22 protein-coding genes and 1 tRNA gene are annotated in these 25,217 nt (G+C 73.5%); 9 read left to right on the top strand and 14 right to left on the bottom strand.

Annotated elements, in window-relative coordinates; genetic code table 11:
* Positions 1-209 precede the first annotated feature (209 nt).
* Both AB0M28_RS07700 and AB0M28_RS07695 read left to right on the top strand, forming a co-directional pair.
* Positions 210-2,369, top strand: a complete 2,160-nt coding sequence (locus tag AB0M28_RS07700) for an endo-alpha-N-acetylgalactosaminidase family protein (RefSeq protein WP_365399365.1) — start codon at positions 210-212, stop codon at positions 2,367-2,369.
* Positions 2,270-4,000, top strand: a complete 1,731-nt coding sequence (locus tag AB0M28_RS07695) for a discoidin domain-containing protein (protein WP_365399362.1) — start codon at positions 2,270-2,272, stop codon at positions 3,998-4,000. The genes AB0M28_RS07700 and AB0M28_RS07695 overlap by 100 nt, the downstream gene beginning before the upstream one ends.
* A gap of 43 nt (positions 4,001-4,043) precedes the next feature.
* On the opposite strand, the gene AB0M28_RS07690 is transcribed toward AB0M28_RS07695, so the two are convergent.
* Together AB0M28_RS07690 and AB0M28_RS07685 are read right to left on the bottom strand one after the other, a co-directional pair.
* Entirely contained in the window at positions 4,044-6,005 is a 1,962-nt protein-coding gene (locus tag AB0M28_RS07690; RefSeq protein WP_365399359.1) for a hypothetical protein, read from the bottom strand.
* Entirely contained in the window at positions 6,002-6,709 is a 708-nt protein-coding gene (locus AB0M28_RS07685; RefSeq protein WP_365399356.1) for an FCD domain-containing protein, read from the bottom strand. The genes AB0M28_RS07690 and AB0M28_RS07685 overlap by 4 nt, the downstream gene beginning before the upstream one ends.
* A gap of 129 nt (positions 6,710-6,838) precedes the next feature.
* Here AB0M28_RS07685 and AB0M28_RS07680 point away from each other — a divergent pair, with 129 nt between their 5' ends.
* Positions 6,839-7,606, top strand: a complete 768-nt coding sequence (locus AB0M28_RS07680) for a glucose 1-dehydrogenase (RefSeq protein WP_365399353.1) — start codon at positions 6,839-6,841, stop codon at positions 7,604-7,606.
* A 26-nt stretch (positions 7,607-7,632) separates the two neighbouring features.
* On the opposite strand, the gene AB0M28_RS07675 is transcribed toward AB0M28_RS07680, so the two are convergent.
* Together AB0M28_RS07675 and AB0M28_RS07670 are read right to left on the bottom strand one after the other, a co-directional pair.
* Positions 7,633-9,315 (bottom strand): DUF885 domain-containing protein, encoded by a 1,683-nt coding sequence (locus AB0M28_RS07675; RefSeq protein WP_365399350.1) that lies wholly within the window; start codon positions 9,313-9,315, stop codon positions 7,633-7,635.
* Between the two features lie 39 nt (positions 9,316-9,354).
* Positions 9,355-9,828 carry an Lrp/AsnC family transcriptional regulator gene (locus AB0M28_RS07670; protein ID WP_365399347.1) on the bottom strand — a complete coding sequence of 158 codons (474 nt, stop codon included), beginning with the start codon at positions 9,826-9,828 and terminating at the stop codon, positions 9,355-9,357.
* A gap of 59 nt (positions 9,829-9,887) precedes the next feature.
* Here AB0M28_RS07670 and AB0M28_RS07665 point away from each other — a divergent pair, with 59 nt between their 5' ends.
* Positions 9,888-11,075, top strand: a complete 1,188-nt coding sequence (locus AB0M28_RS07665; RefSeq protein ID WP_365399345.1) for a PLP-dependent transferase — start codon at positions 9,888-9,890, stop codon at positions 11,073-11,075.
* Here the strand turns inward: AB0M28_RS07665 and AB0M28_RS07660 are convergent.
* From AB0M28_RS07660 to AB0M28_RS07650, 3 genes are all read right to left on the bottom strand, one after another.
* Positions 11,026-12,372, bottom strand: coding sequence for a GNAT family N-acetyltransferase (locus AB0M28_RS07660; RefSeq protein ID WP_365399341.1), 1,347 nt, complete (start codon positions 12,370-12,372; stop codon positions 11,026-11,028). The genes AB0M28_RS07665 and AB0M28_RS07660 overlap by 50 nt on opposite strands.
* A gap of 100 nt (positions 12,373-12,472) precedes the next feature.
* Positions 12,473-14,005, bottom strand: coding sequence for an alkaline phosphatase D family protein (locus tag AB0M28_RS07655; protein WP_365399384.1), 1,533 nt, complete (start codon positions 14,003-14,005; stop codon positions 12,473-12,475).
* Positions 14,006-14,167: 162 nt separating this feature from the next.
* Positions 14,168-15,649, bottom strand: a complete 1,482-nt coding sequence (locus AB0M28_RS07650; protein ID WP_365399338.1) for a PLP-dependent aminotransferase family protein — start codon at positions 15,647-15,649, stop codon at positions 14,168-14,170.
* 47 nt (positions 15,650-15,696) lie between these two features.
* On the opposite strand from AB0M28_RS07650, the gene AB0M28_RS07645 reads away from it, so the two are divergent.
* Both AB0M28_RS07645 and AB0M28_RS07640 read left to right on the top strand, forming a co-directional pair.
* Positions 15,697-16,650 carry a DMT family transporter gene (locus AB0M28_RS07645; protein WP_365399335.1) on the top strand — a complete coding sequence of 318 codons (954 nt, stop codon included), beginning with the start codon at positions 15,697-15,699 and terminating at the stop codon, positions 16,648-16,650.
* A 47-nt stretch (positions 16,651-16,697) separates the two neighbouring features.
* The gene (locus tag AB0M28_RS07640) at positions 16,698-17,579 is read left to right on the top strand and encodes an RNA polymerase sigma-70 factor (protein WP_365399332.1); all 882 of its coding nucleotides are present in this window, start codon (positions 16,698-16,700) and stop codon (positions 17,577-17,579) included.
* A 30-nt stretch (positions 17,580-17,609) separates the two neighbouring features.
* Here the strand turns inward: AB0M28_RS07640 and AB0M28_RS07635 are convergent, their stop codons facing one another.
* Positions 17,610-19,001: a PLP-dependent aminotransferase family protein gene (locus AB0M28_RS07635; protein WP_365399329.1), complete on the bottom strand. Its 1,392-nt coding sequence runs from the start codon at positions 18,999-19,001 to the stop codon at positions 17,610-17,612.
* Between the two features lie 61 nt (positions 19,002-19,062).
* On the opposite strand from AB0M28_RS07635, the gene AB0M28_RS07630 reads away from it, so the two are divergent.
* Positions 19,063-19,857 carry a hypothetical protein gene (locus tag AB0M28_RS07630; protein WP_365399326.1) on the top strand — a complete coding sequence of 265 codons (795 nt, stop codon included), beginning with the start codon at positions 19,063-19,065 and terminating at the stop codon, positions 19,855-19,857.
* Here the strand turns inward: AB0M28_RS07630 and AB0M28_RS07625 are convergent.
* Positions 19,795-20,541 (bottom strand): SDR family oxidoreductase, encoded by a 747-nt coding sequence (locus tag AB0M28_RS07625; protein ID WP_365399325.1) that lies wholly within the window; start codon positions 20,539-20,541, stop codon positions 19,795-19,797. The two genes, AB0M28_RS07630 and AB0M28_RS07625, sit on opposite strands and share 63 nt — an antisense overlap.
* A gap of 172 nt (positions 20,542-20,713) precedes the next feature.
* Here AB0M28_RS07625 and AB0M28_RS07620 point away from each other — a divergent pair, with 172 nt between their 5' ends.
* Positions 20,714-21,340: an SLATT domain-containing protein gene (locus tag AB0M28_RS07620; RefSeq protein WP_365399322.1), complete on the top strand. Its 627-nt coding sequence runs from the start codon at positions 20,714-20,716 to the stop codon at positions 21,338-21,340.
* Positions 21,341-21,577: 237 nt separating this feature from the next.
* Positions 21,578-22,297, top strand: coding sequence for a GntR family transcriptional regulator (locus AB0M28_RS07615; protein ID WP_365399319.1), 720 nt, complete (start codon positions 21,578-21,580; stop codon positions 22,295-22,297).
* 18 nt (positions 22,298-22,315) lie between these two features.
* On the opposite strand, the gene AB0M28_RS07610 is transcribed toward AB0M28_RS07615, so the two are convergent.
* The 5 genes from AB0M28_RS07610 to AB0M28_RS07590 all read right to left on the bottom strand — a co-directional run bounded on the left by AB0M28_RS07610 (position 22,316) and on the right by AB0M28_RS07590 (position 25,217).
* Positions 22,316-22,612 carry an SHOCT domain-containing protein gene (locus AB0M28_RS07610; protein WP_365399316.1) on the bottom strand — a complete coding sequence of 99 codons (297 nt, stop codon included), beginning with the start codon at positions 22,610-22,612 and terminating at the stop codon, positions 22,316-22,318.
* Positions 22,613-22,655: 43 nt separating this feature from the next.
* Positions 22,656-23,117, bottom strand: coding sequence for a DUF6325 family protein (locus tag AB0M28_RS07605; RefSeq protein WP_365399313.1), 462 nt, complete (start codon positions 23,115-23,117; stop codon positions 22,656-22,658).
* A 72-nt stretch (positions 23,118-23,189) separates the two neighbouring features.
* A tRNA-Trp gene (locus tag AB0M28_RS07600) sits at positions 23,190-23,266 on the bottom strand.
* A gap of 85 nt (positions 23,267-23,351) precedes the next feature.
* Positions 23,352-24,509: an ROK family transcriptional regulator gene (locus AB0M28_RS07595; protein WP_365399311.1), complete on the bottom strand. Its 1,158-nt coding sequence runs from the start codon at positions 24,507-24,509 to the stop codon at positions 23,352-23,354.
* A gap of 45 nt (positions 24,510-24,554) precedes the next feature.
* Positions 24,555-25,217, bottom strand: coding sequence for a response regulator transcription factor (locus tag AB0M28_RS07590; protein ID WP_365399308.1), 663 nt, complete (start codon positions 25,215-25,217; stop codon positions 24,555-24,557).

Raw genomic sequence — 25,217 nt, 5'->3', positions numbered from 1 at the left:
GTGGGCTGGGAGTTCCTGAACACCTCGGGCCCGTACGCAATGCCCTCGATCCAGACCGGCCAGGCGCTCGGCCAGGGCGCCCCGGGACGGGCGCTGTCTTTGTCTTCGCTGAGATCCACATCAGCAACCTAGCAGCTAAGCTGCGTATCGGTCACGATCGACGACGAAGCCCTGTCGCAGTTAGCTGCTTGTCTGCTAAGTAGCTCTCTATGAATCAAGCTTCCCGTTCAGCCGCGCTCCTCACCGCGGTCCTGGCACTGTCGCCCGCGCTGGTGGCGCAGCCCGCGGCGGCCGCCGGCAGCCCTCCCCTCGTCATCGGCTCCGACGTCCTCCAGGTGCGTACCGGCGCCGAGTTCCCGTACGTCGTCGACTACACCGACCGCGCCACCGGTGCCGTCCTGGGCGGCCGTGCCACCCCGCTCGACACCGTGGTCCTCAACGGCCGGGCGTACCGCGCCGAGGGCATCGCCACCGCCGACGGGACCGCCGTGCGCTACGCGCTGTCGTTCCCGGAGTCCCCGGAACTCGACGGGGTCCGGATCGACGCCCGTATCGCGGTGGAGGGTTCCGAGGTCACCTTCCGGATCGACCGGATCACCGACACCGACGCCTTCCGCGTCGGCACGCTGGAGATACCGGGCCACAACCTGCTGTCCGTCCGCGGCGACGAGCCGGGCGCGGCCGTCACCGCCGCCCGGGTGGATCCGGACAAGAACGGCCAGGGCGACACCTTCACGCAGGTCACCGACGCCACCCCGGCCGACAGCGCGCCGCAGGCGTCGGCGTACGCCCTCGTCAACACCGGCCGGCTGGCCGCGGCGATCGAGACGAACTCCGTCCAGGACACCGCCGGCAGCGAGAACACCCGGATCAAACGCCAGGCCGTACGGACGGGCGGCACCACCGAGGTCGGGGTCTGGAGCGGGCAGTGGACCTACCGCGCCGCGGGCTCCACGGCGACCGAGGAGCTGCCCTGGGCGAGGATCGCCGTCACCGGCGACCGCAACGCGGACGGGACCGTCGACTGGCAGGACGGCGCGATCGCGTTCCGCGACATCGGCGTGAAGCCCAAGGGGGCGAACGAGACCCCGGAGCGGGTCGTCGCGCACATCCCGTTCAACTTCGCCAGCTACGCCAGCAACCCGTTCCTGAAGTCCCTGGACAACGTCAAGCGCGTCTCGCTGGCCACCGACGGCCTGGGCCAGCTCGCCATCCTCAAGGGCTACGCCCAGGAGGGCCACGACTCCGCCCACCCCGACTACGGCGGCCACTACAACACCCGGGCCGGGGGCGTGGCCGATCTCAACTCCCTGGTCAAGGCCGGAAGGAAGTGGGGCGCCTCGTTCGGCGTGCACGTCAACACCACCGAGGCGTACCCGGAGGCCCGGAACTTCAGCGAGCAGCTGGCCGACCCCAAGGCCAAGGGCTGGGACTGGCTCGGCCAGTCGTACTACATCGACCAGCGCCGCGACCTGACCAGCGGCGACGTGGCCAAGCGCTTCCAGCAGCTGCGGGACGAGACCGACCCGAACCTGAAGTTCCTCTACATCGACGTCTACTACAGCCACGGCTGGCAGGCCGAGAAGCTGCAGAGCGTACTGCGCGGCCAGGGCTGGCAGCTCGGCACCGAGTGGGCGGACAAGCTGGAGCGGTCCTCGCTCTGGTCGCACTGGGCCAACGAGCCCGGCTACGGCGGCGACAACCTGCGCGGCATCAACTCCCAGGTCATCCGGTTTATCCGCAACGGCGAGAAGGACGTCTGGATCGACAACCCGCTGCTCGGCTCCGCGAACATCAAGGAATGGGAGGGCTGGGGCAACGGCAAGGACTGGAACGCCTTCTACGCCACCATCTGGAACCGCAACCTGCCCGCCAAGTTCCTGCAGAAGCAGAAGATCACCCGCTGGACCGACCACGAGGTCCGGCTGACCGGCGGCGTCCGGGTCACCGACGCCTCGGGCACCCGCCGGGTCTACGTCGGCGACGACAAGGTCCAGGACGGCGGCACCTACCTGCTGCCGTGGACCGCCACGAAGGCCTACCACTTCAACCCCGGCGGCGGCACGACCACCTGGCCGCTGCCGGCCGCCTGGCAGAGCGACCGCGAGGTCACCCTGTACCGGCTCACCGACCAGGGCCGCGTCAAGGCCGCCGAGCTGCCGGTGCACGACGGCAAGTCACCATCACCGCCGACAAGGGACAGCCGTACGTCCTCTACCGCGACCAGGCGCCCGCCCTCCCGGACGCGGACTTCGGCGAAGGCGGGCACGTGGCCGACCCCGGCTTCAACTCCGGCACCCTGGACGCCTGGCGGGCCGACGGGCCCGCCTCCGTGCAGCGCAACGCCGCCGGCCAGTACGAGGCCGTGATCCCCGCCGGCGGCACCGACACCCGGCTGGGCACCACGCTGCGGGGCCTGGTGCCGGGCAAGCGCTACGCCGCCTCGGTGTGGGTGGAGGTCCAGCCCGGCAGGACCCGCAGGGTGACGCTCGAGTCGGGCGGCGCGCGCAACTGGCTGGAGCGCTCCACCGCCAAGGACGCCGTCGGCATCGACGAGAAGAGCGGCACCTACTTCCAGCGCCTGACCGTCCGCTTCACCGCCACCGCCGAGACCGCCCCGCTGGCCGTCACGGCCAAAGCCGCGGACGCCGCCGTGAAGCTCGACGACGTACGGATCGTCGAGACCACGAAGACCGAGAAGGACGGCACCGTCGCCCACTGGGACTTCGAGGACGGCGAGCAGGGCTGGGGCCCGTTCGTGCAGACCGAACCCGGCAACATCCGCACCGTGCGGGCCGAAAAGCACGCGCCCTACACCCAGGCCGGCTGGAACGGCCAGCTGACGGACCAGGTGCTGGACGGCGACTGGTCGCTGAAGTCCCATGAGGAGGGCGCCCAGCTGGTCTACCGGACCGTGCCGCAGACCGTGCGCTTCGAGACGGGGCACCGCTACCGGGTGGCGTTCGACCACCAGAACGCCTTCGCGGGCCAGTACGCCCTCTCCGTCGGCTACGACCGGCTCGCCGGCGGCGGCGCCCGCACGACCGAGACCCAGCGGCTGCCGTTCGCGCAGCAGCGCACCACGGCCCGGTACGAGCACGAGTTCACCGCCGGCGACTGCGGCGACTACTACGTCGGTGTCCGCAAGCTCGGATCCGCCCCCGACCAGGCCGACTTCGTCATGGACGACTTCACGGTGACCGATCTGGGCCCGGCCGCCGAGGACGTCGCCTGCGCCACGCTCGCCGTCGAGCCGAAGACCGGGAAGCTGGTCCCCGGCGCGGCCAACAAGGTGGACGTCACCTTCACCAACGGCGAGCGGACGCCCGCCACCGGCGTACGGACCTCGCTGACCGTGCCGGAGGGCTGGAGCGCCGTGCCCGAGTCCTCCGACACCGTCGCCTCCCTCGCCCCGGGCGCGGCGGCGAAGGTCACCTGGCTGGTGACGCCGAAGGCGGGCATCGCGGCCGGCACGTTCACCCTGGCCGCCGGGGCGGCCTACACGGCGGCCGGCAGGCAGCTCGCGGTCACCGCGCAGACCGCGGTGGACACGGTGCCGCCCGGCTATCTGCCGCAGGACCGGATCAAGGTGCTGGACGTGGACAGCGAAGAGGCGGCGGCCGAGGACACCCGCGCGGTGATGGCCCTCGACGGCGACCCGGCGACCTGGTGGGGCACCGCCTGGTCCGAGGCGTCACCCGACTACCCGCACCACATCGCGCTGGACCTGGGCGGCTCGTACGCGCTGAAGGAGTTCCGGTACCTGCCGCGGCAGAACCACACGAACGACCGGATCAAGGACTACGCGGTCTATCTGTCGGCGGACGGCGTGAACTGGGGTGCCCCCGTGGCCACCGGCGCGTGGCCGGACAGCGCGGCCGAGCAGGTCGTCCCGCTGGACGGACGCCAGGCCGCGTACCTCAAGCTGGTCGCACTCAGCTCGGTCAACGGCGAACCGTGGGCCGGCGCGGCCGAACTGAACGTCGTCACCCAGCAGTAGGCGTAAGAGGGGGCCGCCCACCCGGGGCGGCCCCCTTCACGCATCAGCCGAGCAGGACCACGTACTCCCACTGCCCGAGCGGCCGCTGCGGCACCACCCGCCCCCCGGCCGGCACGGGCAGCTCCAGCCGCTCGCCCCGCGCGGTCACCTGGACCGCCGCACGCGGCTGCGGCATTCCGGCGGGCAGCCGTACGGTGAACTCCCCGGCCTCGTCGGGCGATACGTTCCACACCACCAGCCGCCAGCGGGTGCCGTCCGTCAGCGCCTGCGGCACCAGCCACGGATGCCCCTCGACGCGGGCGTGCGCCCCGCCGGACAGCCAGTCGAGTACGGCGGACAGCTGGGCCTCGCGCTGGACGTTCATCAGCACCCGGCCCGGCGTGTGCGCGGGCCAGGCGGTCACCGCGACCCGGCCGCCGAGGTCGTTGCCGTACAGCACCACACCGGGCCCGCGTTCGCGGCCGCGCTGGTCGTGCATCACGCTGACCGTGCGGGCGGCGGGCAGCGGGACGGCGTGCAGCATCCGGGCGGCGTCGTAGCTCTCGACGTCGGCCGAGACCATCGCCCCCTCCCGCAGCGCGAACTCCTTGTCGGTGCAGACCTCCCGGACGAACCCGCACGGCCCGGCGCTCGCGTCCGCGAGGCCGATCACGGGGCCGTACCCGCGCTCGAACAGGATCCGCGCCGCCACCGCGTCCAGCAGCAGCCCGCCCGCCAGCCAGTCGCGCAGCTCGTCGTCGCCGCACGCCCAGGCCGCCTCGCCCGCCAGGGCGTTGACCGCGGCCCCGCCGCGGGCCGTGACCGCGTGCCCGGCCGCGCCCAGCAGCCCGGCCCAGTCGCCGTGCCGGACCACCAGCGACCGCCATCCCGGCGCCGCCGTACGGGCCGTGCGGCCGGTGTCCTGCGACCACGGCAGTCCGATGCCCGTCGTCCGCAGCGACGTGGGGAAGGTCTCCGCGAGCCAGTCGAAGGTGTCCCGCCAGCCGGCCAGGAAGGCGGCCCGGCGCGGCTCGTCGTCGGGGTGGTTGCCGAGGAAGTCGTACAGGCTGATCGCCAGGCCGTCGCAGCCCAGGACGTGCGCCAGCGACATCTGCGCGGCGGTCTGCCGGAAGGACTTGTTCCACTGCCCGTACGGCCAGCACTCGATCTCCGGCAGGCTGACCAGGCCCGGCGGCTGCACCGCGCGCTGCATGTCCAGCTGGAGCGCGGCGCACGGGAGCTGGTCGCCGCCCGCGTCGGAGTAGCCCCAGAAGTGCGGCCGGTGCAGGGCGGGCAGGGACAGCCAGGCGGCCCAGTCGCGGCCCTCGGCGGCATGGCTGTCGGTGCGCGAGGACATCAGTCCCAGCCGGCCGCCCAGGATCTCCCGCCAGGAGGCGAGCAGTTCGCGCTGGGTCGCGTCCCAGAAGTCCAGCCACAGCCCGCGCCAGGCGTGCGGCTCGCCGGGCGCGGTGCAGGCCGCGACGAGTCCGGCCCGGTCCGTGCGGACACCGGTCCGCTCGGTGAAGGCGGCCAGGTGGAGCGGGCAGAAGCAGCCGCCCCAGTCCAGGGGCTGGTGGTTGTGCAGCCGGATGTCGTCCTCGATCCAGACGGCGGCCACGTCCTCGGCCGCGTACAGCCGCAGCGTCTCGGCGTAGTAGGCGCGCCAGCCGGGATCCAGCGGGCACACCTGCGCCTTCGCCGCCGTGCCGTGCTGGTCGACCATCGGCTGCCAGGTCTGGCCGGCCTTGAGTGAGCGGCCCCAGTCGCTGTGGCCCACCGTGTGCCCGGGGTTGAGGCTGACGGCCACCCCCGCCTCGCGCAGCCGGGTCCGCCAGGGGCGCGTGGCGTCCAGCCAGCTCCGGATCCCGTCCAGGCTGTCGTGGCCGTCGTTGAACTCCATGCCGAAGAGGAAGACGCATATCTCCTCCGCGCGGGCGGCGCGGGCCATCGCGAGCAGCCGCTCGCCGACCGCGCCGGGGTCGTCGGCCGGGTCCGCCTGGAGCCGCAGTACGTAGCGGGTCGTCACGCGTGCGCCTCCCCGTCGAGGTCCTTGCCGGTCTCCGCGAGGTGGGTGTCCATCGCCGCCGCCGCCGCCCCGGCATCGCCGGCGCGGATCGCGTCCAGGATCGCGCGGTGGGCCTCGATGGTCGTCGCGTGGCTGTCGCCGCGCCGGCTGTGCCCCGAGTAGCTGGCCAGCCGCTGCTCACGCAGCACCTCGGCCAGCGAGTCCAGGACCAGGCCGAGCATCCCGTTGCCGGCCTGTGCGGCGATCTCGGCGTGGAAGGCGACGTCGAGGTCGACGAACCGCTCCCGGTCGTCGACCGCCTGTGCCATCTGCGCCAGCAGCCCGTCCGCCGCCTCCACCGAGCCCTCGCCGCGCCCGGTGCGCTCCGCCGCGCGGCGGGCCAGCGCTCCCTCGATCGCCAGCCGGGCGTCCAGCAGGTCCTCGTAACTCAGCGACTCCTGGCGCAGCCGGAAGCGCAGGATCTGGCCGAAGACCCGTGCCGTCGGTACGTTGACCCGGGCCGGCCGGCCCTGGCTGGAGACGAGGATCTCCCGGGCGGACAGGGTGCGGATGGCCTCGCGCACGGCGAGCCGGTTGACCTCGAACCGCGCGGCGAGTTCGCCCTCGGGCGGGATGTCGTCCCCGGGCCGCAGACCGGTCTCCTCGATGAGGGCGATGATCTCGTCGGCGACCTGGTCGGCCAGGGTGGCGCGGCGTACTGCCATGCTGGGTCCTCGCACTTCTCACTTAGCAGCTTGGCTGCTAACTTTACGTGCTGATCACGGCTATGGACAGCAGGGGCCGGCGCCGGATCCGGATCGTCATCAGGCAAGGGACAGGCCCGAGGAGTGCACATGCAGCGGCTGGCGGACAAGACCGTGGTGGTGACCGGCGCGGCGCGCGGCATCGGACAGGCGATCGCCGAGGTGGCGGCCCGCGAGGGAGCGGCGGTGGCCCTGTTCGACCTCGACGCGGTCGCGCTGGCCGAGACGGCCGGGGAGCTGGCGGCGACCGGTGCCCGGGTGTTCGCGCTCCCGGTGGACGTGACCGACGAGGGGGCGGTCGCCGACGGGATGTCCCAGGTGGTGCGCGCCTTCGGCCGGATCGACGTCCTGGTCAACAACGCGGGCCGCAACGTCTACGCGGACCCGGTCGCGATGACCTCCGCCGAGTGGGACGGGGTCTTCGACGTCGACCTGAAGGCGGCGTTCCTGTGCGCCAAGCACGTGCTGGCGGGCATGAAGGAGCGGGGCGGCGGGTCGATCGTCAACATCGCGTCCCTGCACGCCAAGCTGACCTGTGCGGGCATGTACCCCTACGCCGCGGCCAAGTCCGGCCTCGTCGGGCTCACCCGCTCGCTCGCCCTGGAGGTCGCCCCGTTCGGCGTCCGGGTCAACGCCGTCAGCCCCGGGTACATCCGCACCGCGCTGGTCGACGAGTACCTCGCCGGCCACGCGGACCCGGACGCGGAGCGCGAGGTCCTGCGCGCGCAGCCCCTGGGGCGGATCGGCACACCGCACGAGGTGGCGGAGACGGTCTGCTTCCTCGCCTCGGACGCCGCGTCGTACGTGACCGGCGCGGACTGGGCGGTGGACGGCGGCCTCGGCGTGCGCTTCGCCTGAGCCGCCGTCCTCACGTGCCGGCGGCGTCAGATCGCGGACAGCTCCGCCACCAGGTCGTCCAGCCCGAGCGGGCCCTGGGACAGCGCCGCCATGTGCCACTTCTTCGCGTCGAACGCCTCGCCGTGGCGCGCCTTCGCCGCCTCGCGGCCCTTCAGCCACGCCCGCTCGCCGAGCTTGTAGCCGATGGCCTGGCCCGGCATCGACAGATAGCGGGTCAGCTCGCTCTCCACGAAGTCCGCCGGGCGGCCGCTGTGCATCCCGAAGAACTCCTGCGCCAGCTCCGGCGTCCAGCGCTCACCCGGGTGGAACGGCGAGTCCGCCGGGATCTGGAGCTCCAGGTGCATGCCGATGTCGACGATCACCCGCGCGGCGCGCATCATCTGCGCGTCGAGGTAGCCGATCCGCCGCTCCGCGTCCGTCAGGAAGCCCAGTTCGTCCATCAGCCGCTCCGCGTACAGCGCCCAGCCCTCGGCGTTGGCGCTGACGCCGCCGATGGTGGCCTGGTAGCGGGAGAGCTGGTCCGCTACGTGCACCCACTGCGCGATCTGCAGATGGTGGCCCGGCACGCCCTCGTGGTACCAGGTCGATACCAGGTCGTACACCGGGAAGCGGGTCTCACCCATCGTCGGCAGCCAGGTGCGGCCCGGCCGTGAGAAGTCCTCCGAGGGGCCGGTGTAGTACGGCGCCGCGGCGCCGCCGGGCGGGGCGATGCGCGACTCGACGCGCTTGACCCGGTTGGCCAGTTCGAAGTGCGTGCCGTCGAGCGCCTCGATGGCCTCGTCCATGATGCTCTGCAGCCACTCGCGCACCTCCTCGACGCCCTCGATGTGCTCGCCGTGCACGTCCAGGTGCTTGATGGCGGCCCACGGCGTCTCGGCGCCCGGCAGGATCTTCTCCGCCTCGGTCCGCATCTCGGCGAGGATGCGGTGGTACTCGGACCAGCCGTACGCGTACGCCTCGTCCAGGTTCATGTCGGTGCCGTTGAAGTACCGGGCCCAGGTGGCGTACCGCTCCCGGCCCACCACGTCGGGCTGGCCGGCCACCGCCGGGGCGTAGACGTCGCGCATCCAGTCGCGCAGGACCTCCAGGCCCGTGCGGGCGGCCTCGGCCGCCGCGTCGAGCTCCTCGCGCAGGCTGTCCGGGCCGGCGGCCGCGAACTCCGCGAACCAGCCGCGGCCCTCGGACCACTCGGTGAGCTGGACGACGAACGTGTCGGTCGGGCGCGGCCCGGCGAACAGCTTCTTCTCCAGGCCCAGCTCCAGCGACCGGCGGTAGCCCTCCAGTGCCTCCGGAACGGCCCGCAGCCGCTGGGCGACCGCCGCCCAGTCCTCGTCCGTCTCGGTCGGCGTGAGGGTGAAGACCTCCCGGACGCTGTGCGCGGGGGAGTGGATGTTGCTGACGGCGCGCAGACCCTCCTCGGCCTCGTGCACGGCGAGTTCGGCCTCCAGCCGCTCGCGCAGCAGCCGCGCGCAGCGCCGCTCCGCGTCCCCCGCCGCCTCCGGCAGGGCCTCCGCCTCGTCCAGCTTCGCCAGGGTGCCGCGCGCCAGGTCGGCGAGGGCCTGCTGGCCGGCGGGCGAGAAGTCGGGCAGCAGGGGGGAGCTCTCCCGTACGCCGAGATACGTACCGGTGATCGGGTCGAGGGCGATGAGCGCGTCGACGTAGGCGTCGGCGACCTGCCGGGGGAGAGTCGTGTTCGTGGTGTCGGACATGCTGGCCATCCTCATACACGGGGACGGTCCGCGTCATCCTCAATGCGCGGGCAGGAGCGGGCCGCAGTCCCATTGCTGGAAGATCAGCCTGGTTTCGACCCGCGCGACCTCCTTGCGGGAGGTGAACTCGTCCAGCACCAGCCGCTGCAGGTCCGCCGGATCGGCGACCGCCACGTGCACCAGATAGTCGTCCGGGCCGGTCAGATGGAACAGCGCGCGCGACTCCGGCAGCGCCCGCACCCGGTCGACGAACGGCCCGATCAGCTCCCGCCGGTGCGGTCGCACCTGCACCATCAGCAGCGCCTGCAGCCCCCGTCCCAGCTTCGCCGGATCGAGCTGCAGCCGGTGGCCGAGGATGACACCGGACCGCCGCAGCCGCGCCACCCGGTCCAGACAGGTCGACGGCGCGACGCCGACAGCGGCGGCCAGCTCACGATTGGTGGTCCGGGCGTCGTTCTGCAGGACACGCAGAATCTCCAGGTCCACCGAATCCAAAGGCACTGAATCGGACATCTTCCGAACTTAGCACGGGGTCAGGCCGAAGAACCCCGGTAAGTGTTCAGCATGACGCCATGGAGATCCCAGCGCACCTCTCAGCGCGGCACCTCGCCACCGAGGCCGTGCACGCCGGCCGTGAGGACCTCGCGGCCCTCGGCCTGCACGCCGCCCCCCTCGACCTGTCGACGACCTACCCCTCCTCCGACAGCCGGGCCGAGGCCGCCCGCCTCGACGAGTTCGCCACCACCGGCGCCCAGCTCGAGGGCCCGCCCGTGTACGCGCGGCTCGACAACCCGACGGTCGCCCGCTTCGAGCAGGCGCTGGCGAAGCTGGAGGGCGCCGAGTCCGCGGTCGCCTTCGCCAGCGGCATGGCGGCGCTCAGCGCGGTGCTGCTGGTACGGGTCAGCATGGGCCTGAAGCACGTCGTGGCCGTGCGCCCGCTGTACGGCTGCAGCGACCATCTGCTGAACACCGGCCTGCTCGGCACCGAGGTCACCTGGACCGACCCGGCCGGCGTCGCCGACGCCATCCGCCCCGACACGGGGCTCGTCATGGTGGAGACCCCCGCCAACCCCACGCTGGCCGAGGTGAACCTGCGGGCCGTCGCCCACTCCTGCGGCGAGGTCCCGCTGCTCGCCGACAACACCTTCGCCACGCCGGTGCTGCAGCGCCCCGTCGAGCAGGGCGCCCGGCTGGTGCTGCACAGCGCCACCAAGTACCTGGGCGGCCACGGCGACGTGATGGGCGGGATCGTCGCCTGCGACGAGGAGTTCGCCCGTAAGCTCCGCCAGATCCGCTTCGCCACCGGCGGCGTCCTGCACCCGCTGGCCGGCTATCTGCTGCTGCGCGGCCTGGCCACGCTCCCGGTCCGGGTGAAGGCGCAGTCCGCCTCCGCGGCGGTGCTGGCCGAGCGGCTGGCCGCCGACCCCCGGGTGGCGAAGGTGCACTACCCGAAGATCGGCGGCGCGATGGTCGCGTTCGAGGTGCAGGGCGACCCGCACGAGGTGATCGCCGGCGTCCGGCTGATCACCCCGGCGGTCAGCCTCGGCAGCGTCGACACGCTCATCCAGCACCCGGGCTCCATCAGCCACCGCATCGTCGACCCGGCCGACCGCCGCTCGGGCGGCATCAGCGAGAAGCTGCTGCGGATGTCCGTGGGCCTGGAGGACGTCGAGGACCTGTGGGCGGACCTCGACGCGGCCCTCGGCGGTGTTACGACAGCTGCTTCTGCGCTGCCGGCTGCCGCTCCAGCCGGGCGGTGAGCACCAGGGTGCCCTCCTCGATCTGGTAGTCGAGAGGGAGCCCCAGGGAGCGCATGGTGGCCACCATCGCGCTGTTGGAGGACCGGGTGATGGCGTACACGCTCGGATACCCGGACTCCCGCGCCAGATCCATCAGCCGGCGCAGCAGCTCGGAGCCCACCCCGCGCCCCTGCCAGTCGTCCTCGACCAGCAGCGCCACCTCGGCCTCGTCGCCGTCCCAGAGCAGATGCCCGAGGGCGACCAGCCGCCCGGAGGCGCTCTCCACGGCGAGGGTGCGGCCGAAGCGGGGACTGAGCAGATGGTCCAGATAGCGGTCCGCGTCCACGACCGGGCCGTGGTAGCGGTGGGCCAGCGTGCGCTGCGAGCACCGGTCGTGCATCTGCCGGGCGGCGGGTACGTCGCCCGCCCCGGCCCTGCGTACGGTCACGGCGTTGCCCTCGGGCAGGGTCGTGACCGTACTGCTGTGCGGCATGCGCGGGCCGAGCCGGGCGTCCAGCTCCACCAGCGCGCGGGCGCGGGCGAACTCCGTCGGGGTGAACGGCAGATACGGCCGCTCCACGGTGATCTGCCCGCCCGCCGGATCGGGCAGCCGCATCCGGACGCCGTCCAGGTCGCCCTCCTCCGGCATGTCGCTGACCAGCGGCTGCCCGCCGAGGGACACCGCCGGCTGCGAGTGGATGGTGCACCGGCCCAGCAGCCGGCGCAGTGCCAGCGGCAGCTCGGCGGGGTCGGTCGCGGTGCGGGCGGCCAGGCCCAGCACCCGGGTCGGGATGTCGACCAGATCGTGCGGGTCCGCCCGCTCCAGCCAGGTGTCGCGCCCGCCCGCGCCGGACGCGGCGGCGGACAGCGCGGCCGGTGGCAGCTCCGCGGGGGCGCGCAGCAGGAACTCGTCCATCGTCCCGTCCGCCAGCGGATGGGTCTGCAGGGTGAGGATGTCGACCCGCTGCCCGGCCAGCGCCCCGCACACGGCGGCCAGCGACCCGGGCCGGTCGCGCACGGTCGTGCGCATCCGCCACAGCGTGGTCTCACCGGGCGGCAGGTCATCGGCGGGTCCGGCACCGCCGCCCCCGGCCGCTGGGACGGCCGGAGGCGCGTGCCTTCGCGCCCACCAGGTGTGCAGCCCGGCCGTCACCAGCAGCACGCCCGCCGACAGCAGCAGCATCTGCGGCCCTTCGGGGGCGTGCGCCACGGACTTGGCCACGGTGTCCGCGACCGCCACGGCGCAGAACATGGCGGCCAGCTCGACGACGTCGCGTCGCCAGGTGTGCGTTCTCGACTGCTGAGTGTGGTGAGTCATGTGCTCAGCGTCCCCGACGGGTGTTGCGTGATCACGAACGAACTGTGACGTGTGAGTAAAGGGTGATTTGTTACCAATTCCCGGGGATTCCCCGATCCAGTCACTGTCCCACCAGCCCCGGCCGCAGCTCGCGGGTGAAGAGCACCCCGCCGCCCGTCTCCCGCAGCCGCACCGTCATCACCCCGCTGGCGGCGTCGATGTCGACCTGCCCGAAGAACTGGAAGCCCCCGGACGGCGGCACGTTGCCGACCGCCGGCGCCTTGACGAACACCCGGTCCGGGCCGAAGGTCCCGTCCAGCGCGGAGGCCGGGAACGCGCCCGCGTTGATCGGCCCCGACACGAACTCCCAGAACGGCTCGAAGTCGGAGAACGCCGCCCGCGCCGGATCGTAGTGCTGCGCCGAGGTGTGGTGCACGTCCGCCGTCAGCCACACCGTGCCCGTGATACGTCGCCGCTTGATGTGCCGCAGCAGCTCGGCGATCTGCAGCTCCCGCCCCAGCGGCGCACCCGGATCGGCCTGCGCGACGGCCTCGTAGTCCGTCGCCCCGTCCGGTACGACGAGCCCCAGCGGCATGTCGGAGGCGATGACCTTCCAGGTCGCCCGCGACCGCTCCAGCTCGCGCTTGAGCCATTCGAGCTGCCGCGCGCCGAGGATGCCCTGCCCGTCCTCGGGCTGCCGGTTCGGCGAGTTGGCGTCGCGGTAGGTGCGCATGTCCAGCACGAACACGTCCAGCAGCGGGCCCTGGCGTACGACCCGGTAGACCCGCCCGTCGCCGTCCGGGCGCAGCGTGCTCAGCGGGAAGTACTCGGCGAACGCCCGCCGGGCGCGGGCCGCCAGCACGTCGACGCGCTGCTCGGTGTAGCGCGGGTCGGTCAGGATCTCGCCCGGGTACCAGTTGTTGACCACCTCGTGGTCGTCCCACTGGGCGACGACCGGCACCTGGGCGTTGAAGCGGCGCAGGTTCGCGTCGAGCAGGTTGTAGCGGAAGTTGCCGCGGTACTCGTCGAGGGTCTCCGCGACGTTCGACTTCTCCGGCGTGGTGACATTGCGCCACACCGTCCCGTCGGGCAGCGCCACCTCCGGCAGGATCACGCCGTCGGAGTAGACGGTGTCGCCGCTGTGCAGGAAGAAGTCCGGGTCCAGCCGCCGCATCTCCTCGTACGTGCGGTAGCCGCCGTGTTCGGGGTTGATGCCCCAGCCCTGCCCGGCCGTGTCGCCCGACCACACGAACCGCACGTCAGAGCGCGCCGCCGAGGCGGTGCGGAACGTCCCGGTCACCGGCTCGGAGGCGCGCCGCGGCTCGTCCGGGTCCTCGAGCACCACCCGGTAGTGCACCTGCTGCCCGGGCGGCAGCCCGAACAGCGGCGTGGTGCCGGTGAAGTCGGTGCCGGGGCCCACGACCGGCCCGGTCCAGCGCCGTACCCGGGAGAACGACTCGGTGGCGGACGTCTCCACGACCATCCGGGCCGGCCGGTCCGACCGCACCCACACCAGCCCCGACGTGGCCGTCACATCGCCGACCTGTACGCCCCACGCGGCCTCGGGCCGCCCCGAGTACGCCTGCGCCGGAGCCACGAGGGAGCCGAAGCCGCCCAGCACCCCCGCGGTGCCCGCCGCCGCGCCCGCCCGCAGTACGTTCCGCCTGCCCGGTCCGTTGGTCACGTCCACACGTCCCTCCCGAAGGCCGCCGCCCGTCGCCGGCCCGTTCCCACATCTATCCCGGCCGTGTGCACCGAGTACGAACGCGCAGTGAACAACTGCCCACGTGGCGGGGGAGGGTGACCCGCCTCCGCCTCACCGCAGCGCATCCCAGACGGCCTTCAGCCTCTCCACCCCGCGGACGATGTCGCCGGGCGGGAGATGCCCGTAGCCGAGCACCAGCCGTACGCGCCGGTCGTCGCCGGCGCTGTCCGCGTACGACGACAGCGGCATCACCCGCACCCCCGCCCGCCCGGCCGCACCCACCAGCGCGTGCTCCGGCACGTCGCCCGGCGGCAGCTCCACGATCACATGCAGCCCGGCCGCGATGCCGGTCACCGACGCCCCCGGCAGCTGCTCGGCGAGCGCGGCGACGAGCGCGTCCCGACGGGACCGGTAGGCGCGCTGGCAGCGGCGCAGATGCCGGTCGTACTCGCCGCGTACGACGAGATCGGCGAACGCCGCCTGGTCGATGACCGAGTTCCCCAGGTCCAGATGGAGCTTGTGCCCGGCGACCTCCTCCGTCAGACCGTCCGGCAGTACCATCCAGCCCAGCCTCAGCCCGGGCGCCAGCGACTTGCTGACCGACCCGCTGTACGCGACACGCGACGGATCAAGTCCCTGCAGCGCGCCCACGGGCGCCCGGTCGTAGCGGAACTCGCCGTCGTAGTCGTCCTCGACGAGCAGCCGGTCCCCGTCCCGTGCCCACTGCAGCAGCTCGGTGCGTCTGCGCGCCGAGTAGGAGATGCCCAGCGGGAACTGGTGCGACGGCGTCAGCACCGCGACATCCGCCCCCGTTTCGGCCAGCTTCGCCACGACGATCCCCTCGCCGTCCACCGGCACGCCCGCCGTGCGGATGCCCACCGCCTCGAACTGCCCCGCGTGCGGCGGGCTTCCCGGATCCTCGACGGCCGCGAGCCGGTGCCCGCGCCCGTACAGCGCGAGGCCCAGCAGCGTCATCGCCTGCGCCACGCCCGAGCACACGATCACCCGCCGCGGGTCGGCGACCACGCCGCGCCGGCGCCGCAGCAGCTCGGCCACGACCTGGCGCAGCCGCGGCAGCCCCGAGGGATCCGGATAGCCCAGGGCCCGGTGCGGCAGCTCGGCGAGCGCGCGGCGCTGCGCGGCCGACCAGGCGGCGCGGGGGAACAGCGAGAGGTCGGGGGTGCCGGGCTTGAAGTCCACGTCCGGGCGCCGCTCTTCGTCCGCCGCGCGCGGGTCCGGCACCCCGGCGGTACTCCCGCCGACCTCGGCGACCCAGGTGCCGGCGCCGCGTCCGGCGCGCAGATAGCCCTCGGCGACGAGCTGCTCGTACGCGTCCGTGACCAGGCCCCGCGACACACCCAGGTCGGTGGCCAGCTCCCGGCTCGGCGGCAGCCGGGTGCCGGCGGCGAGCCGCCCGCTGCGTACGGCGTCGCGCAGCGCCGACTGCAGCGTGAGGCCGCGGCGGCGGGCGGGGGCGGTGGCGGCGGGGAGCAGCAGCTCCCAGGCGGCGGTCCAGGCGCGGGTGCCGACGGCGGACTCCCGCACCGCCGGCTCCTGTCCCGCGGTCTTCGCATTGGTCCCCGACAGCTCCATGCCAGTGGACCTTAATACCGGACCGCCCCGCTGCGAGGGTCGTGTCCATGAAGCGAACAGACCCCCGCGGCGCGCTCCTCGCCGCCGTCGCCTGCTTCCTGGTCGGCGGCTCCTTCACCGTGAACAGCGTCCTCGGCGACTACCCCTACGCGGGCGGCCAGGGCATCCGGTACGGACTGGCCTGCCTCCTGCTCCTCCCGCTCGTGGGCCGCGCCGGCCTTGCGCCGTTGCGCCGGCTCACCGCCCGCCAGTGGGGTCGGCTGGCGCTGCTCGCCGCCATCGGCATGCTCGGCTTCAACTGCGCGGTGCTGGCCGCCGAACGCACCGCCGAACCGGCCGTCCCCGGCGTCCTCGTCGGCTGCGCGCCGGTCCTGGTCGCCGTCCTGGGCCCGCTGCTCGACGGCCGCCGGCCGGCGCGGGCGGTGCTCGTGGGGGCGCTCCTCGTGGCGGCGGGGGCGTTCACGGTGCAGGGCTGGGGGCGGACGGACACCGCGGGGCTGGTGTTCTCGGTGGCGGCGCTGCTCGGCGAGGTGGGGTTCGCGGTGCTGGCGGTGCCCGTGCTGCGGCCGCTCGGCCCCCGGCTGCTGGCCACGGCGGTCTGCGGCGTCGCGGCGGCCGAGTCCTTCGCGGTGGGCCTGGTGTTCGACGGCGGGGACGCGGTGCGGATGCCGACCGGTGCGGAGGCGCTGGCACTGGGCTGGCAGGCGGTGGTGGTCACGGTCGTCGGCTTCGTCTGCTGGTACGCGGGCGTCCAGCGGATCGGCGCCGAACGCGCCACGCTCTTCTCCGGCCTCATCCCGGTCTCGGCGGCGCTCACGGCCCCGCTGGTCGGGGCCGGCGGCTACGGGCTGCCGCAGGCGGCGGGCAGCCTGCTCGTCGGACTGGGCGTGGCGGTGGGCTCGGGGCTGCTCCGCCCTGCGCGTTCGGGGCTGCTCCGTCGTACCCGTCGGGCCTCGTCGTACGAGACGGCCGGACCGGCGCGGTCGCCCTCCGGAGTGTGATCAAGATCCGGCTGGACACGGGCGGCGGCCTGCGCTGGGATGGGGGAGTGGCTGTCGCAACCGAGCTTGATGCCTTCGAGGACCACCGCCCCCTCCTGACGGGCGTCGCGTACCGCATGCTCGGCCGCTTCGCGGACGCCGAGGACGTGGTGCAGGACGTCTGGCTGAAGTGGTCCTCCCTCGACCGGGAGCAGGTCCGCGAACCCAAGGCGTATCTGGTGCGGATGACGACCCATCTGGCCATCGACCGGCTGCGCCAGGCCCAGTCGCGGCGCGAGTCGTACGTCGGCCCCTGGCTGCCCGAGCCGATCGCGACGGACTTCGGCGAGACCGCGCCCGACGCGGAGCAGCACGCCGTGCTGGCGGACACGGTCAGCCTCGCGGTGCTGGTCGTGCTGGAGTCGCTGTCCCCGCTGGAGCGTGCGGTGTTCGTGCTCCGGGAGGCGTTCGGCTATCCGTTCGCCGAGATCGCGGAGATGCTCGACCGGTCCGAGCCCGCCGTACGGCAGCTGGCGGGGCGCGCCCGCCGCCACGTGGACGAGCGCAAACCGCGCTACACGGTCGATCCGGCCGAGCGCAAGGACCTCACCGAGCGGTTCCTCGAGGCGGCGGCCGGCGGCGACCTGGAGCAGCTCATGCGGCTGCTCGCGCCGGACGTCAGTCTGGTCAGCGACAGCGGCGGCAAGTCCCGCGCCCCGCGCCGGATCATCGAGTCCGCCGACAAGGTCGGCCGCTTCGTCGCCGGCGTCTCCCACAAGGCGCCGCCCCAGGCGGAGTACGTGCTGCGCGAGGTCAACGGCGCCCTGTCCCTGGTGGTGTTGTCCGAGGGCAAGCCCGACACGGTCATCACGGTCGAGACGGTCAACGGCCGCATCCAGTCGATCTACCTCATCCGCAACCCGGAGAAGATGCAGGGCGTGGCGGACTGAGCGCCTGCGTCGGGTTCGGAGCGCCGGCGCTCATACGACCGTTGCGGGGGCGTGGCTCCCGGTGGCGCCGCGGGTGAGGGCCTGGCGGGCGTGGGCGAGGCGGCGGACCGCCTCGGTGAGTTGATCCGGCGGAAGCGCGTACGGCAGGCGGAGGTGGCGTTCGAACGCGCCGCCGACGCCGAACCGGGGCCCGGCCGCCAGGACAAGTCCGTGGTCGGGCGCGATCGCCGCCAGCCGCGAGCTCAGGGGCGTGGGGAAGGCCGCCCACACGGTCAGTCCGCCGGCCGGCCGCGGCGCGTCGACGTCGGGGAGGTGTGCGGCGAGCGCCTCCAGCAGCGCGTCGCGCTGTGCCGCCAGCTGCCGCAGCGCCGCGGGGCGCCGGGTCAGGTCCTGGTCGAGGAGCGTGGCCGTGGCGAGCTGGTCGATCACGGGTGTGCCGAGGTCCGTGGCCGGGCGGGCCTGCACCACGCGGGCGAGGAGGGAGGGGGCCGCGCGGATCCAGCCGATGCGCAGACCGCCCCAGACGCTCTTCGAGACGGAGCCGACGCTGATCGCCGTCGGCAGGTGCGCGGCGACGGGCTCCGGGCCGGTTCCGTCCAGGTCCAGGTCGGCCATGGTCTCGTCGACGACCGTGGGGCAGCCGAGCCGCAGGCCCCGCCGCATGCTCGTGGGCATGCACAGGCCCGTCGGATTGTGGAAGTCGGGGATGAGGTACGCGAGGTCGGCATCCCGCGCCGCGGCCCGGAGTTGCGCGGCGTCCCACCCGGTCGGCCCGAGGGGGACGGGGAGCAGCCGGGCGCCCGCCTCCGTGAACGTCCTGATCGCGTGCGGGTAGGTCGGATGGTCGATCACGACCTTGTCCCGTGGCGCCAGCAGCGTCCGCGCGAGCAGGGCGATCGCGTGCTGGGCGCCGTTGGTGACCAGGATCTGGTCGAGCGTTGTGGCCAGGCCGCGGCGCAGATACCAGCCGGCGACCGCTTCCCGGAGCTCCGGCAGCCCGGACCGGTGGTAGCCGTGCTGCCCCAGATGGCGCGGCAGCCGTTCGAGCGCGGACGCGAAGGCGGCGTGGAGGATCTCGCCCGGCGCGGCGGGCGCGGCGACGGACAGGTCGATGGCGGCCGCGTCCGGGGTGGCCGGCTGCGGGGCCGGCGCGCGGTCCGGGAGGCGCACGATCGCCCTGGCGCGCGCCCGCGTCGCGAGATAGCCGTGCTCGACGAGGGCCGCGTAGGCGGTGCCCACGGTCGTTCTGCTGACGCCGAGAGCGGTGGCGAGGTCGCGTTCGCTGGGCAGGGAGGCGCCGAGGGTGAGGCGTCCGTCCAGAACGAGGAGCCGCAGCTTGTCGGAGAGGCGCTGGTGCGCGGGCCCCGTGCCCTCCCGCCAGGGACCCAGCATGCGGGCGACGGCGTACGAGCTGGTCTTCACCGGACCAGCGTAGCCGATCTGGCTATGGAATCGAGGTCCAGATGTCCCGGAGGGTGGCCGCATGGCACCTTCCGCTCCCTCCACCGCAGCCCGCCGCCCCCGACCCGTCACGCCGCGCCTGGGCTTCCGCGCCCAGATCCGGGCCGGCCGCAAGGCGCGGCGGATACCCCAGCTCCTGGCCGGTCTGGTCGGCTACGGGGCCTCGGTCATGCTGCTCGTCGAGTCGGGACTCGGCGCGGCGAGCTGGAACGTACTCACGGAGGGAACGGCGGCGTCGCTCGGCATATCGTTCGGCTGGGCGACCAACCTGATCTCGGTGCTCGTGCTCCTCGCCTGGATACCGCTGCGCGAACTGCCGGGTCTCGGCACGCTGCTGAACGTCGCCATCGTCGGCTTCGCGGCGGACGCCACCGCCGCGGTGCTTCCCGCTCCGCACGGAATCGTCGAGCGCGGCGGCTACCTCGTCCTCGGGCTGGTCGCCCTCGCCTTCTTCGACGCGCTGTACCTCGGTGCCCAGTTCGGGTCCGGTCCACGTGACGGCATCATGACGGGACTCGTCCGCCTCACCCGGCTGCCGATCGCGGCGGTCCGCACCTGCATCGAAGTCCTCGTCGCCGGCCTGGGCTGGCTGCTGGGCGGAACCGTCGGAGCGGGAACCGTACTCATCGCGCTGTCCATGGGGCCGCTCGTCGGCTACTTCCTGCCGCGGGTGGCGGTCCGTCTCCCGGCCGCGGATCCGTCGGCGGCGGCCGGTCCGTCAGCAGTGCCCCCTCCGGCACCGGCCGCCGACCCGTCACCGGCCGCCGGCGACCCGCAGGACCGCGCCCGTGGTGTACGAGGCCTCGTCCGAAAGTAGCCAGGCCACCGCCGCGGCGACCTCCTCCGGCTCGCCGGGGCGGCCCATCGGGACGTCGCGCCCGACGCGCCAGGCGCGGTCCGGGTCGCCCATCGTGGCGTGGATGCCGGTGACGATCGCGCCGGGCTGCACCGAGTTGACCCGGATGCCGTCGGCGGCCAGCTCCTTCGACAGGCCCACGGTCAGGGCGTCGACGCCGGCTTTGGAGGCGGCGTAGTGCACGTACTCGCCGGCCCCGCCGAGGGTGGCGGCGCCGGAGGAGATGTTCACGATGGCGCCGCCCGGCCCGCCGAGGGACGTCGCCATGGCCTGCGCGGCGCGCCGGGCGCACAGGACCGCGCCGGTCAGGTTGACGTCGATGACCCGCCGGATGTCGTCCACCGACTGCTCGGCGATCCGCCCGAGCGGCCCCGGCACGCCGGCGTTGTTCACCAGCCCGGTGACGGCGCCCAGTTCGCGCGCCACGGTCTCGAACAGGGCGTCGACCTCGTCCTCCCGGCTCACGTCGGCCCGTACGGCGACGGCGTCGCCCCCGGCCTCCCGCACCGCCCGCACGGTGTCCTCGGCGGCCCCGGCGGCCTGCGCGTACCCGATCCCGACGCGATGCCCGGCCCGCGCCAGCCGTACGGCGACGGCCGCCCCGATCCCCCGGCTTCCGCCGGTGACCACCGTGACCTTGCCCATGTGCCGCTCCTTCCGTCGGGTCCCGCCGTCTGGACGATCTCACAGCCCGGTCCGGCGGGTGCCGCCGGCCTGCTCGCTGCGGGCGCTGTTCACGAGGAGCGCCACGCGGCCTGACCTGCATCGGATAGCCTCAACGTGCTGGAGAGGGGCGCCGGTTGCGGGGAGGCGGACGATGACGGACGAGCAGGCGCGGGGCAGCGGTCCGCGACGGAGCCGCGACCTGCGGGGACGCCCGTTCCCGGCCCCTGTGCCGGGGGAACCCCGCCTGCGCGCGCTGGACAGCCTGCGCTCCTGGGCGGAGCAGGAGGCGGAGGACGCCGTCGAGTGGTACTTCAACGACAAACGCCGTAAGCGCGCCAGCTCCCGGGCCTGCCGCGCCCTGACGGTGATCCTGGCCGTGGCGGGGACCGGCTTCCCCCTGGCGGGCGCCGCCACCGGCGCGGACATCCAGGGGTGGGGCTACGTCCTGCTGGCCGCGGCGGCCGGCTGCAAGGCGTACGACCACTTCTTCGGCCTCAGCTCCGGCTGGATGCGCGACATCGCCGCCGCCCACGGACTGCGCTTCAGGCTCAACGAGTTCCGCCTCGCCTGGGCCGCGGAGATCCTGCGCGGCGATCCCGGCGAACCCGAGGACACGGTCTTTGAACGCCGCCTCGCCATGATCACCGGTCTCGTCGACGCGGTGCGCGGCCAGGTCGAGAGCGAGATGACGACCTGGACGACCGAGTTCCAGTCGAGCATCCAGCAGGAGCACTCGCTGGTCGCGGGCCCCTCAGCCGCGACCCCGGCGCAGCCCTGAGTCGCGGGGCGGTCAGGGCGGGACGGGAGCCGGGTCCGGCTGGGGGAGTCGACCGCCATCGGTGCCGCGCCGCCCCCGGCTGCTGTGCGCCCGCGTACCGGAATGTCTGCTTCCGTTGTTGCGGGCTGAGGTCCTCCGCTGATTGGTCTTGACCAAGTCCTCCGACCCCCCTACTGTCACTGTTACTGCAACAACCTTTAATAAAGACCTCTGAATTAGAACCAGGCGGAGGACAGGGTGGGGACCACGCAGCTTGAAGCAGTTCAGGAGCCCAAGTACTGGCACCTGAAGTCCGTGCTGAGCGACGCGCTCGACTCCGAGTTCGCCGTGGGCGAGATCCTGCCCAACGAGCGCGACCTCGCCGCCCGCTTCGGCGTCGCCCGGGCCACCCTGCGGCAGGCGCTCGACCAGCTGGAGCTCGAGGGGCGGCTGCAGCGCCGGCGCGGTGTCGGCACCACCGTCGCGCCGCCCCGGATCGGCGTCCCGGTCGGGTCCGGATCGCACGCCTGGCCGGACGAGCAGGAGCTGTGGGAGCCCGTCGGCGTCACGCGGGAGGCCGCACCCGCCTCCATCGCGCGCATGCTGGGGACGGACCGCTCCGCGCACGTCCACACTGTGCGCCGGGTCCGCGCCCGCCACGGTCAGACGGTCGCCGCGCAGCTGATGTACGTTCCCGCCGCGTCCGTGCCCGGTCTCGGTGACGCGCCCGCGGCGCCCGAGGCCGTCCTGGCGGAGCTGGGCCGGCTCGACCTGGCGGGCCAGGACCGTACGGTCGAGCTGGGGTCGGCGCGCGCCGAGGACGCCCGGGAGCTGGACCGCCTGCCGGGAGCCCCGGTGCTCGTGGTGACCACCCGCTACACGGTCGAGGACCGCACGGTGGCCGTCTCCGTCGACACGTACCGCGCCGACACCTGCCGGCTGACGTTCAGCGACGACGGCAGCGTGATCGCGAGCTGACCGGGCGGCTCCGGCGGGTCAGGAACCGAGGATCTTGCTCTTCTGGACGGCGAACTCCTCCTGGGTAAGTACTCCCTGCTCCACGAGCCCGCTGAGCTCCTTGAGCTGAGCGATCTTGCTGCTCATATCGTCCGCCGGGGCGGCTTGAGCCGGAGCGGCCGGCGGGGGAGCGGCCTGCGGCGGCGGATACTGCTGCTGCGGCGCCTCCTGGGCGGCCCAGCGGCCCGCCTGGCGGCGCGAGACCCGGTTGGACACCGCGGTCGCCGTGCCCGCGACCACCGCGGTGCGGGCTACTCCGCGAAGAAGACCTGGCATGTCACTTCTCCTCACTCTCGGAAACGCTGAAACGCACGGCCGATCAGGCGGCGGCCCTGCCCGTGTCCCTGTCCTCCAGCTCCTCCAGCGAGGCCAGCAGGGCCTGGACGGGGATCCGGCCCCCTGCTACCATCTGCGCGCCGCTGCGCCGCAGGGCCCCGGCGAGCGGGGCGGCCCAGAGGTTCTCGTACACGAGGATCGCGGCGGAGTTGTTCGGCTGCAGCACCTTCCCGGCCTCGCTGATGTCGTCTCCGCCCAGTAGGCCGGACGAGGCGCCCTCGAACACGGAGAGGTCGAGTTCGCCGTCGCCGGTCAGGTCGGCGAGCTCCAGCGCGACCAGGGAGCCGTCGATGTCCTTGCGTACGAAGACCAGGTCGAGGATGCGGACGATGCCCCGGTCGACCAGGTCCACCAGCAGGGGGAACGCCTCCCCGGTCATCTTGTTGCCCGGGAACTCGAGGACCAGGTAGTCGATGGGTCCCACATCTTCAAATTCGTCGTTCATGTCCCGATTTCACCACTCACGGGAATGCTTCGCACCTCGCGTGGCGGGGCGGCACCGCGGTGGGACGGCCTTTGGCAGGGGCGACAGGATTCGAACCTGCGGCATCCGGTTTTGGAGACCGGCGCTCTGGCCAGCTGAGCTACGCCCCTTCGGTGTACCGACTGTCACACGCCAAAGGGTCCGCGCGCCACGGATTTTCTCAGCAACCCTGCCGAACAAGCCCCGTTGGGGCCCTCACGCCCGCGCCGAGACCGTGCTCTCCACCGCGAACAGCTCCCGCTCCAGATGATCGAGCGCAAGCCGCAGCGCCCCCGTGGCGATCGCCGCCTCGCCGAGCAGCGACAGCGCCACCCGCGGCGGGCGCAGGCAGTAGCGCTCCAGCTCGCGGCGCAGCGGCTCCAGTACGCCGTCCAGCCCCGCCGCCCACCCGCCGACGATCACCAGCTCGGGGTCGAGGGCCAGCACCAGCGCCGCCACGTCGTGCACCAGGCGGTGCAGGAAGCGCTCCACCGCGTCCCGGGCGCCCGCCTCACCGGCCGCCGCCCGGGTGAAGACCTGGGCGACCGCCGCCTCGTCCAGCGGATGCAGCGGTTCACCGGTCGTCGACAGCAGCTTCTCCGGGAACGCCTCGCGCCCCAGCAGGTGCAGCGCGCCGATCTCCCCGGCCGCCCCGCTGAAGCCGCGGTGCAGCCGGCCGCCGATCAGCGCGCCCGCGCCCGGTGACAGCCCGGCCAGGACGAACACCACGTCCCCGCACTCGCGCGCCGCCCCCCGCCAGTGCTCGGCGACGGCCGCCGCGTTGGCGTCGTTCTCCACGATCACCGGGCAGCGGAAGGAGCGCTGCAGCCGGTCCCCGAGCCGCAGCCCCGTCCAGCCGGGCAGCGCCGTGCCCAGCCGTACCGTGCCGTCGGCCTCGACGATGCCGGGTGTACCGACCCCGACGGCGCGCAGCGAACTGCGGGCGACGCCCGAGCGGCGCAGCAGGTCGCCGACCGCGGCCCGGGTGCGCTCCAGCCGCTCCTCGGCGGGGGCGTCCTCGGCGACGTCCCGTGCGACGGAGCCGCGCAGCCCGCCGTCCAGGTCGGAGAGGAGCGCCGCCACCCGGTGCGGGCCGATCTCGATGCCCAGCAGATGCCCCGACTCGGCGTGGAAGCGGAACCGCCGCGCCGGCCGGCCCTGCTTGCGCGTCGTGCCCGCGTCCGCCGGGGCCTCCACCACCAGACCGGACTCGACCAGCCCCTCGATGACGCCCTCCAGCGTCGGCCGCGACAGCCCCGTGACGCGCACCAGCTCGGTGAGCGTGAGGGCGTCGGCGTCGCGCAGCGCGTGCAGCGCCACCGCGGAGTTGATGCGTCGCAGCAGGGACGGATCCCCACCGGTGAGCTGCCCCAACGTCCGCCTCCCCATCAAAAGCCCTTGTGGGGCGGATGCTATCCGCTATCCGCCCGCACCGGGAGCGACGAACCCGGACTCGTAGGCGGCGATGACTGCCTGGGTACGATCCCGGGCGCCGAGTTTCGTCAGTACGGCGCTCACGTGCGACTTCACCGTCTCCGTCCCCAGCACGAGCTCCGCGGCGATCTCCGCGTTGGTCAGCCCGCGGGCGATCAGCCGCAGCACCTGGGCCTCACGCTCGGTGAGCGCGGCACGCTCCATCGCGCGGGCCGCCGTGTCGTTGCCGCGGGTGGCGGCGATGGACCGCAGCGCCGCCGGGAACAGCAGGGACTCGCCCTCCGCCACGATCCGCACCGCGTGCACGATCTCCGCGGGCCGGGCGCGCTTGAGCAGGAAGCCGTCGGCGCCGGCGCGCAGCGTCTCGTAGACGTACTCGTCCTCCTCGAAGGTCGTCACGACGAGGATCCTGGGCGGGTCGTCGACCGACCGCAGGACGAGCCGCGTCGCCTCGATGCCGTCCAGCAGGGGCATCCGCACGTCCATCGCCACCACGTCCGGCCTCAGTTGGCGCACCAGCGGCAGCACGGCCGCGCCGTCCGCGGCCTCCCCGGCCACCTCGATGTCGGGCTGTGCCTCCAGGATCGCGCGGAGCCCCGCCCGCACCAACGGGTCGTCGTCCACGAGCAGTACGCTGATCGTTCCCAC

Origin of the sequence: Streptomyces sp. NPDC051940 (genome assembly GCF_040680895.1) — a bacterium.
Classification (GTDB): domain Bacteria; phylum Actinomycetota; class Actinomycetes; order Streptomycetales; family Streptomycetaceae; genus Streptomyces.
The sequence above is the reverse complement of the archived record's forward strand: the minus strand, read 5'-3'. Positions and strand labels throughout refer to the sequence as shown.

Bases quoted from the DNA above. Each gene is read 5' to 3' on its own strand.
- AB0M28_RS07700 (WP_365399365.1), top strand. From the start codon at position 210: ATGAATCAAGCTTCCCGTTCAGCCGCGCTCCTCACCGCGGTCCTGGCA.
- AB0M28_RS07685 (WP_365399356.1), bottom strand. From the start codon at position 6,709: ATGGCAGTACGCCGCGCCACCCTGGCCGACCAGGTCGCCGACGAGATC.
- AB0M28_RS07680 (WP_365399353.1), top strand. From the start codon at position 6,839: ATGCAGCGGCTGGCGGACAAGACCGTGGTGGTGACCGGCGCGGCGCGC.
- AB0M28_RS07675 (WP_365399350.1), bottom strand. From the start codon at position 9,315: ATGTCCGACACCACGAACACGACTCTCCCCCGGCAGGTCGCCGACGCC.
- AB0M28_RS07670 (WP_365399347.1), bottom strand. From the start codon at position 9,828: ATGTCCGATTCAGTGCCTTTGGATTCGGTGGACCTGGAGATTCTGCGT.
- AB0M28_RS07665 (WP_365399345.1), top strand. From the start codon at position 9,888: ATGGAGATCCCAGCGCACCTCTCAGCGCGGCACCTCGCCACCGAGGCC.
- AB0M28_RS07660 (WP_365399341.1), bottom strand. From the start codon at position 12,372: ATGACTCACCACACTCAGCAGTCGAGAACGCACACCTGGCGACGCGAC.
- AB0M28_RS07650 (WP_365399338.1), bottom strand. From the start codon at position 15,649: ATGGAGCTGTCGGGGACCAATGCGAAGACCGCGGGACAGGAGCCGGCG.
- AB0M28_RS07645 (WP_365399335.1), top strand. From the start codon at position 15,697: ATGAAGCGAACAGACCCCCGCGGCGCGCTCCTCGCCGCCGTCGCCTGC.
- AB0M28_RS07630 (WP_365399326.1), top strand. From the start codon at position 19,063: ATGGCACCTTCCGCTCCCTCCACCGCAGCCCGCCGCCCCCGACCCGTC.
- AB0M28_RS07625 (WP_365399325.1), bottom strand. From the start codon at position 20,541: ATGGGCAAGGTCACGGTGGTCACCGGCGGAAGCCGGGGGATCGGGGCG.
- AB0M28_RS07620 (WP_365399322.1), top strand. From the start codon at position 20,714: ATGACGGACGAGCAGGCGCGGGGCAGCGGTCCGCGACGGAGCCGCGAC.
- AB0M28_RS07610 (WP_365399316.1), bottom strand. From the start codon at position 22,612: ATGCCAGGTCTTCTTCGCGGAGTAGCCCGCACCGCGGTGGTCGCGGGC.
- AB0M28_RS07605 (WP_365399313.1), bottom strand. From the start codon at position 23,117: ATGAACGACGAATTTGAAGATGTGGGACCCATCGACTACCTGGTCCTC.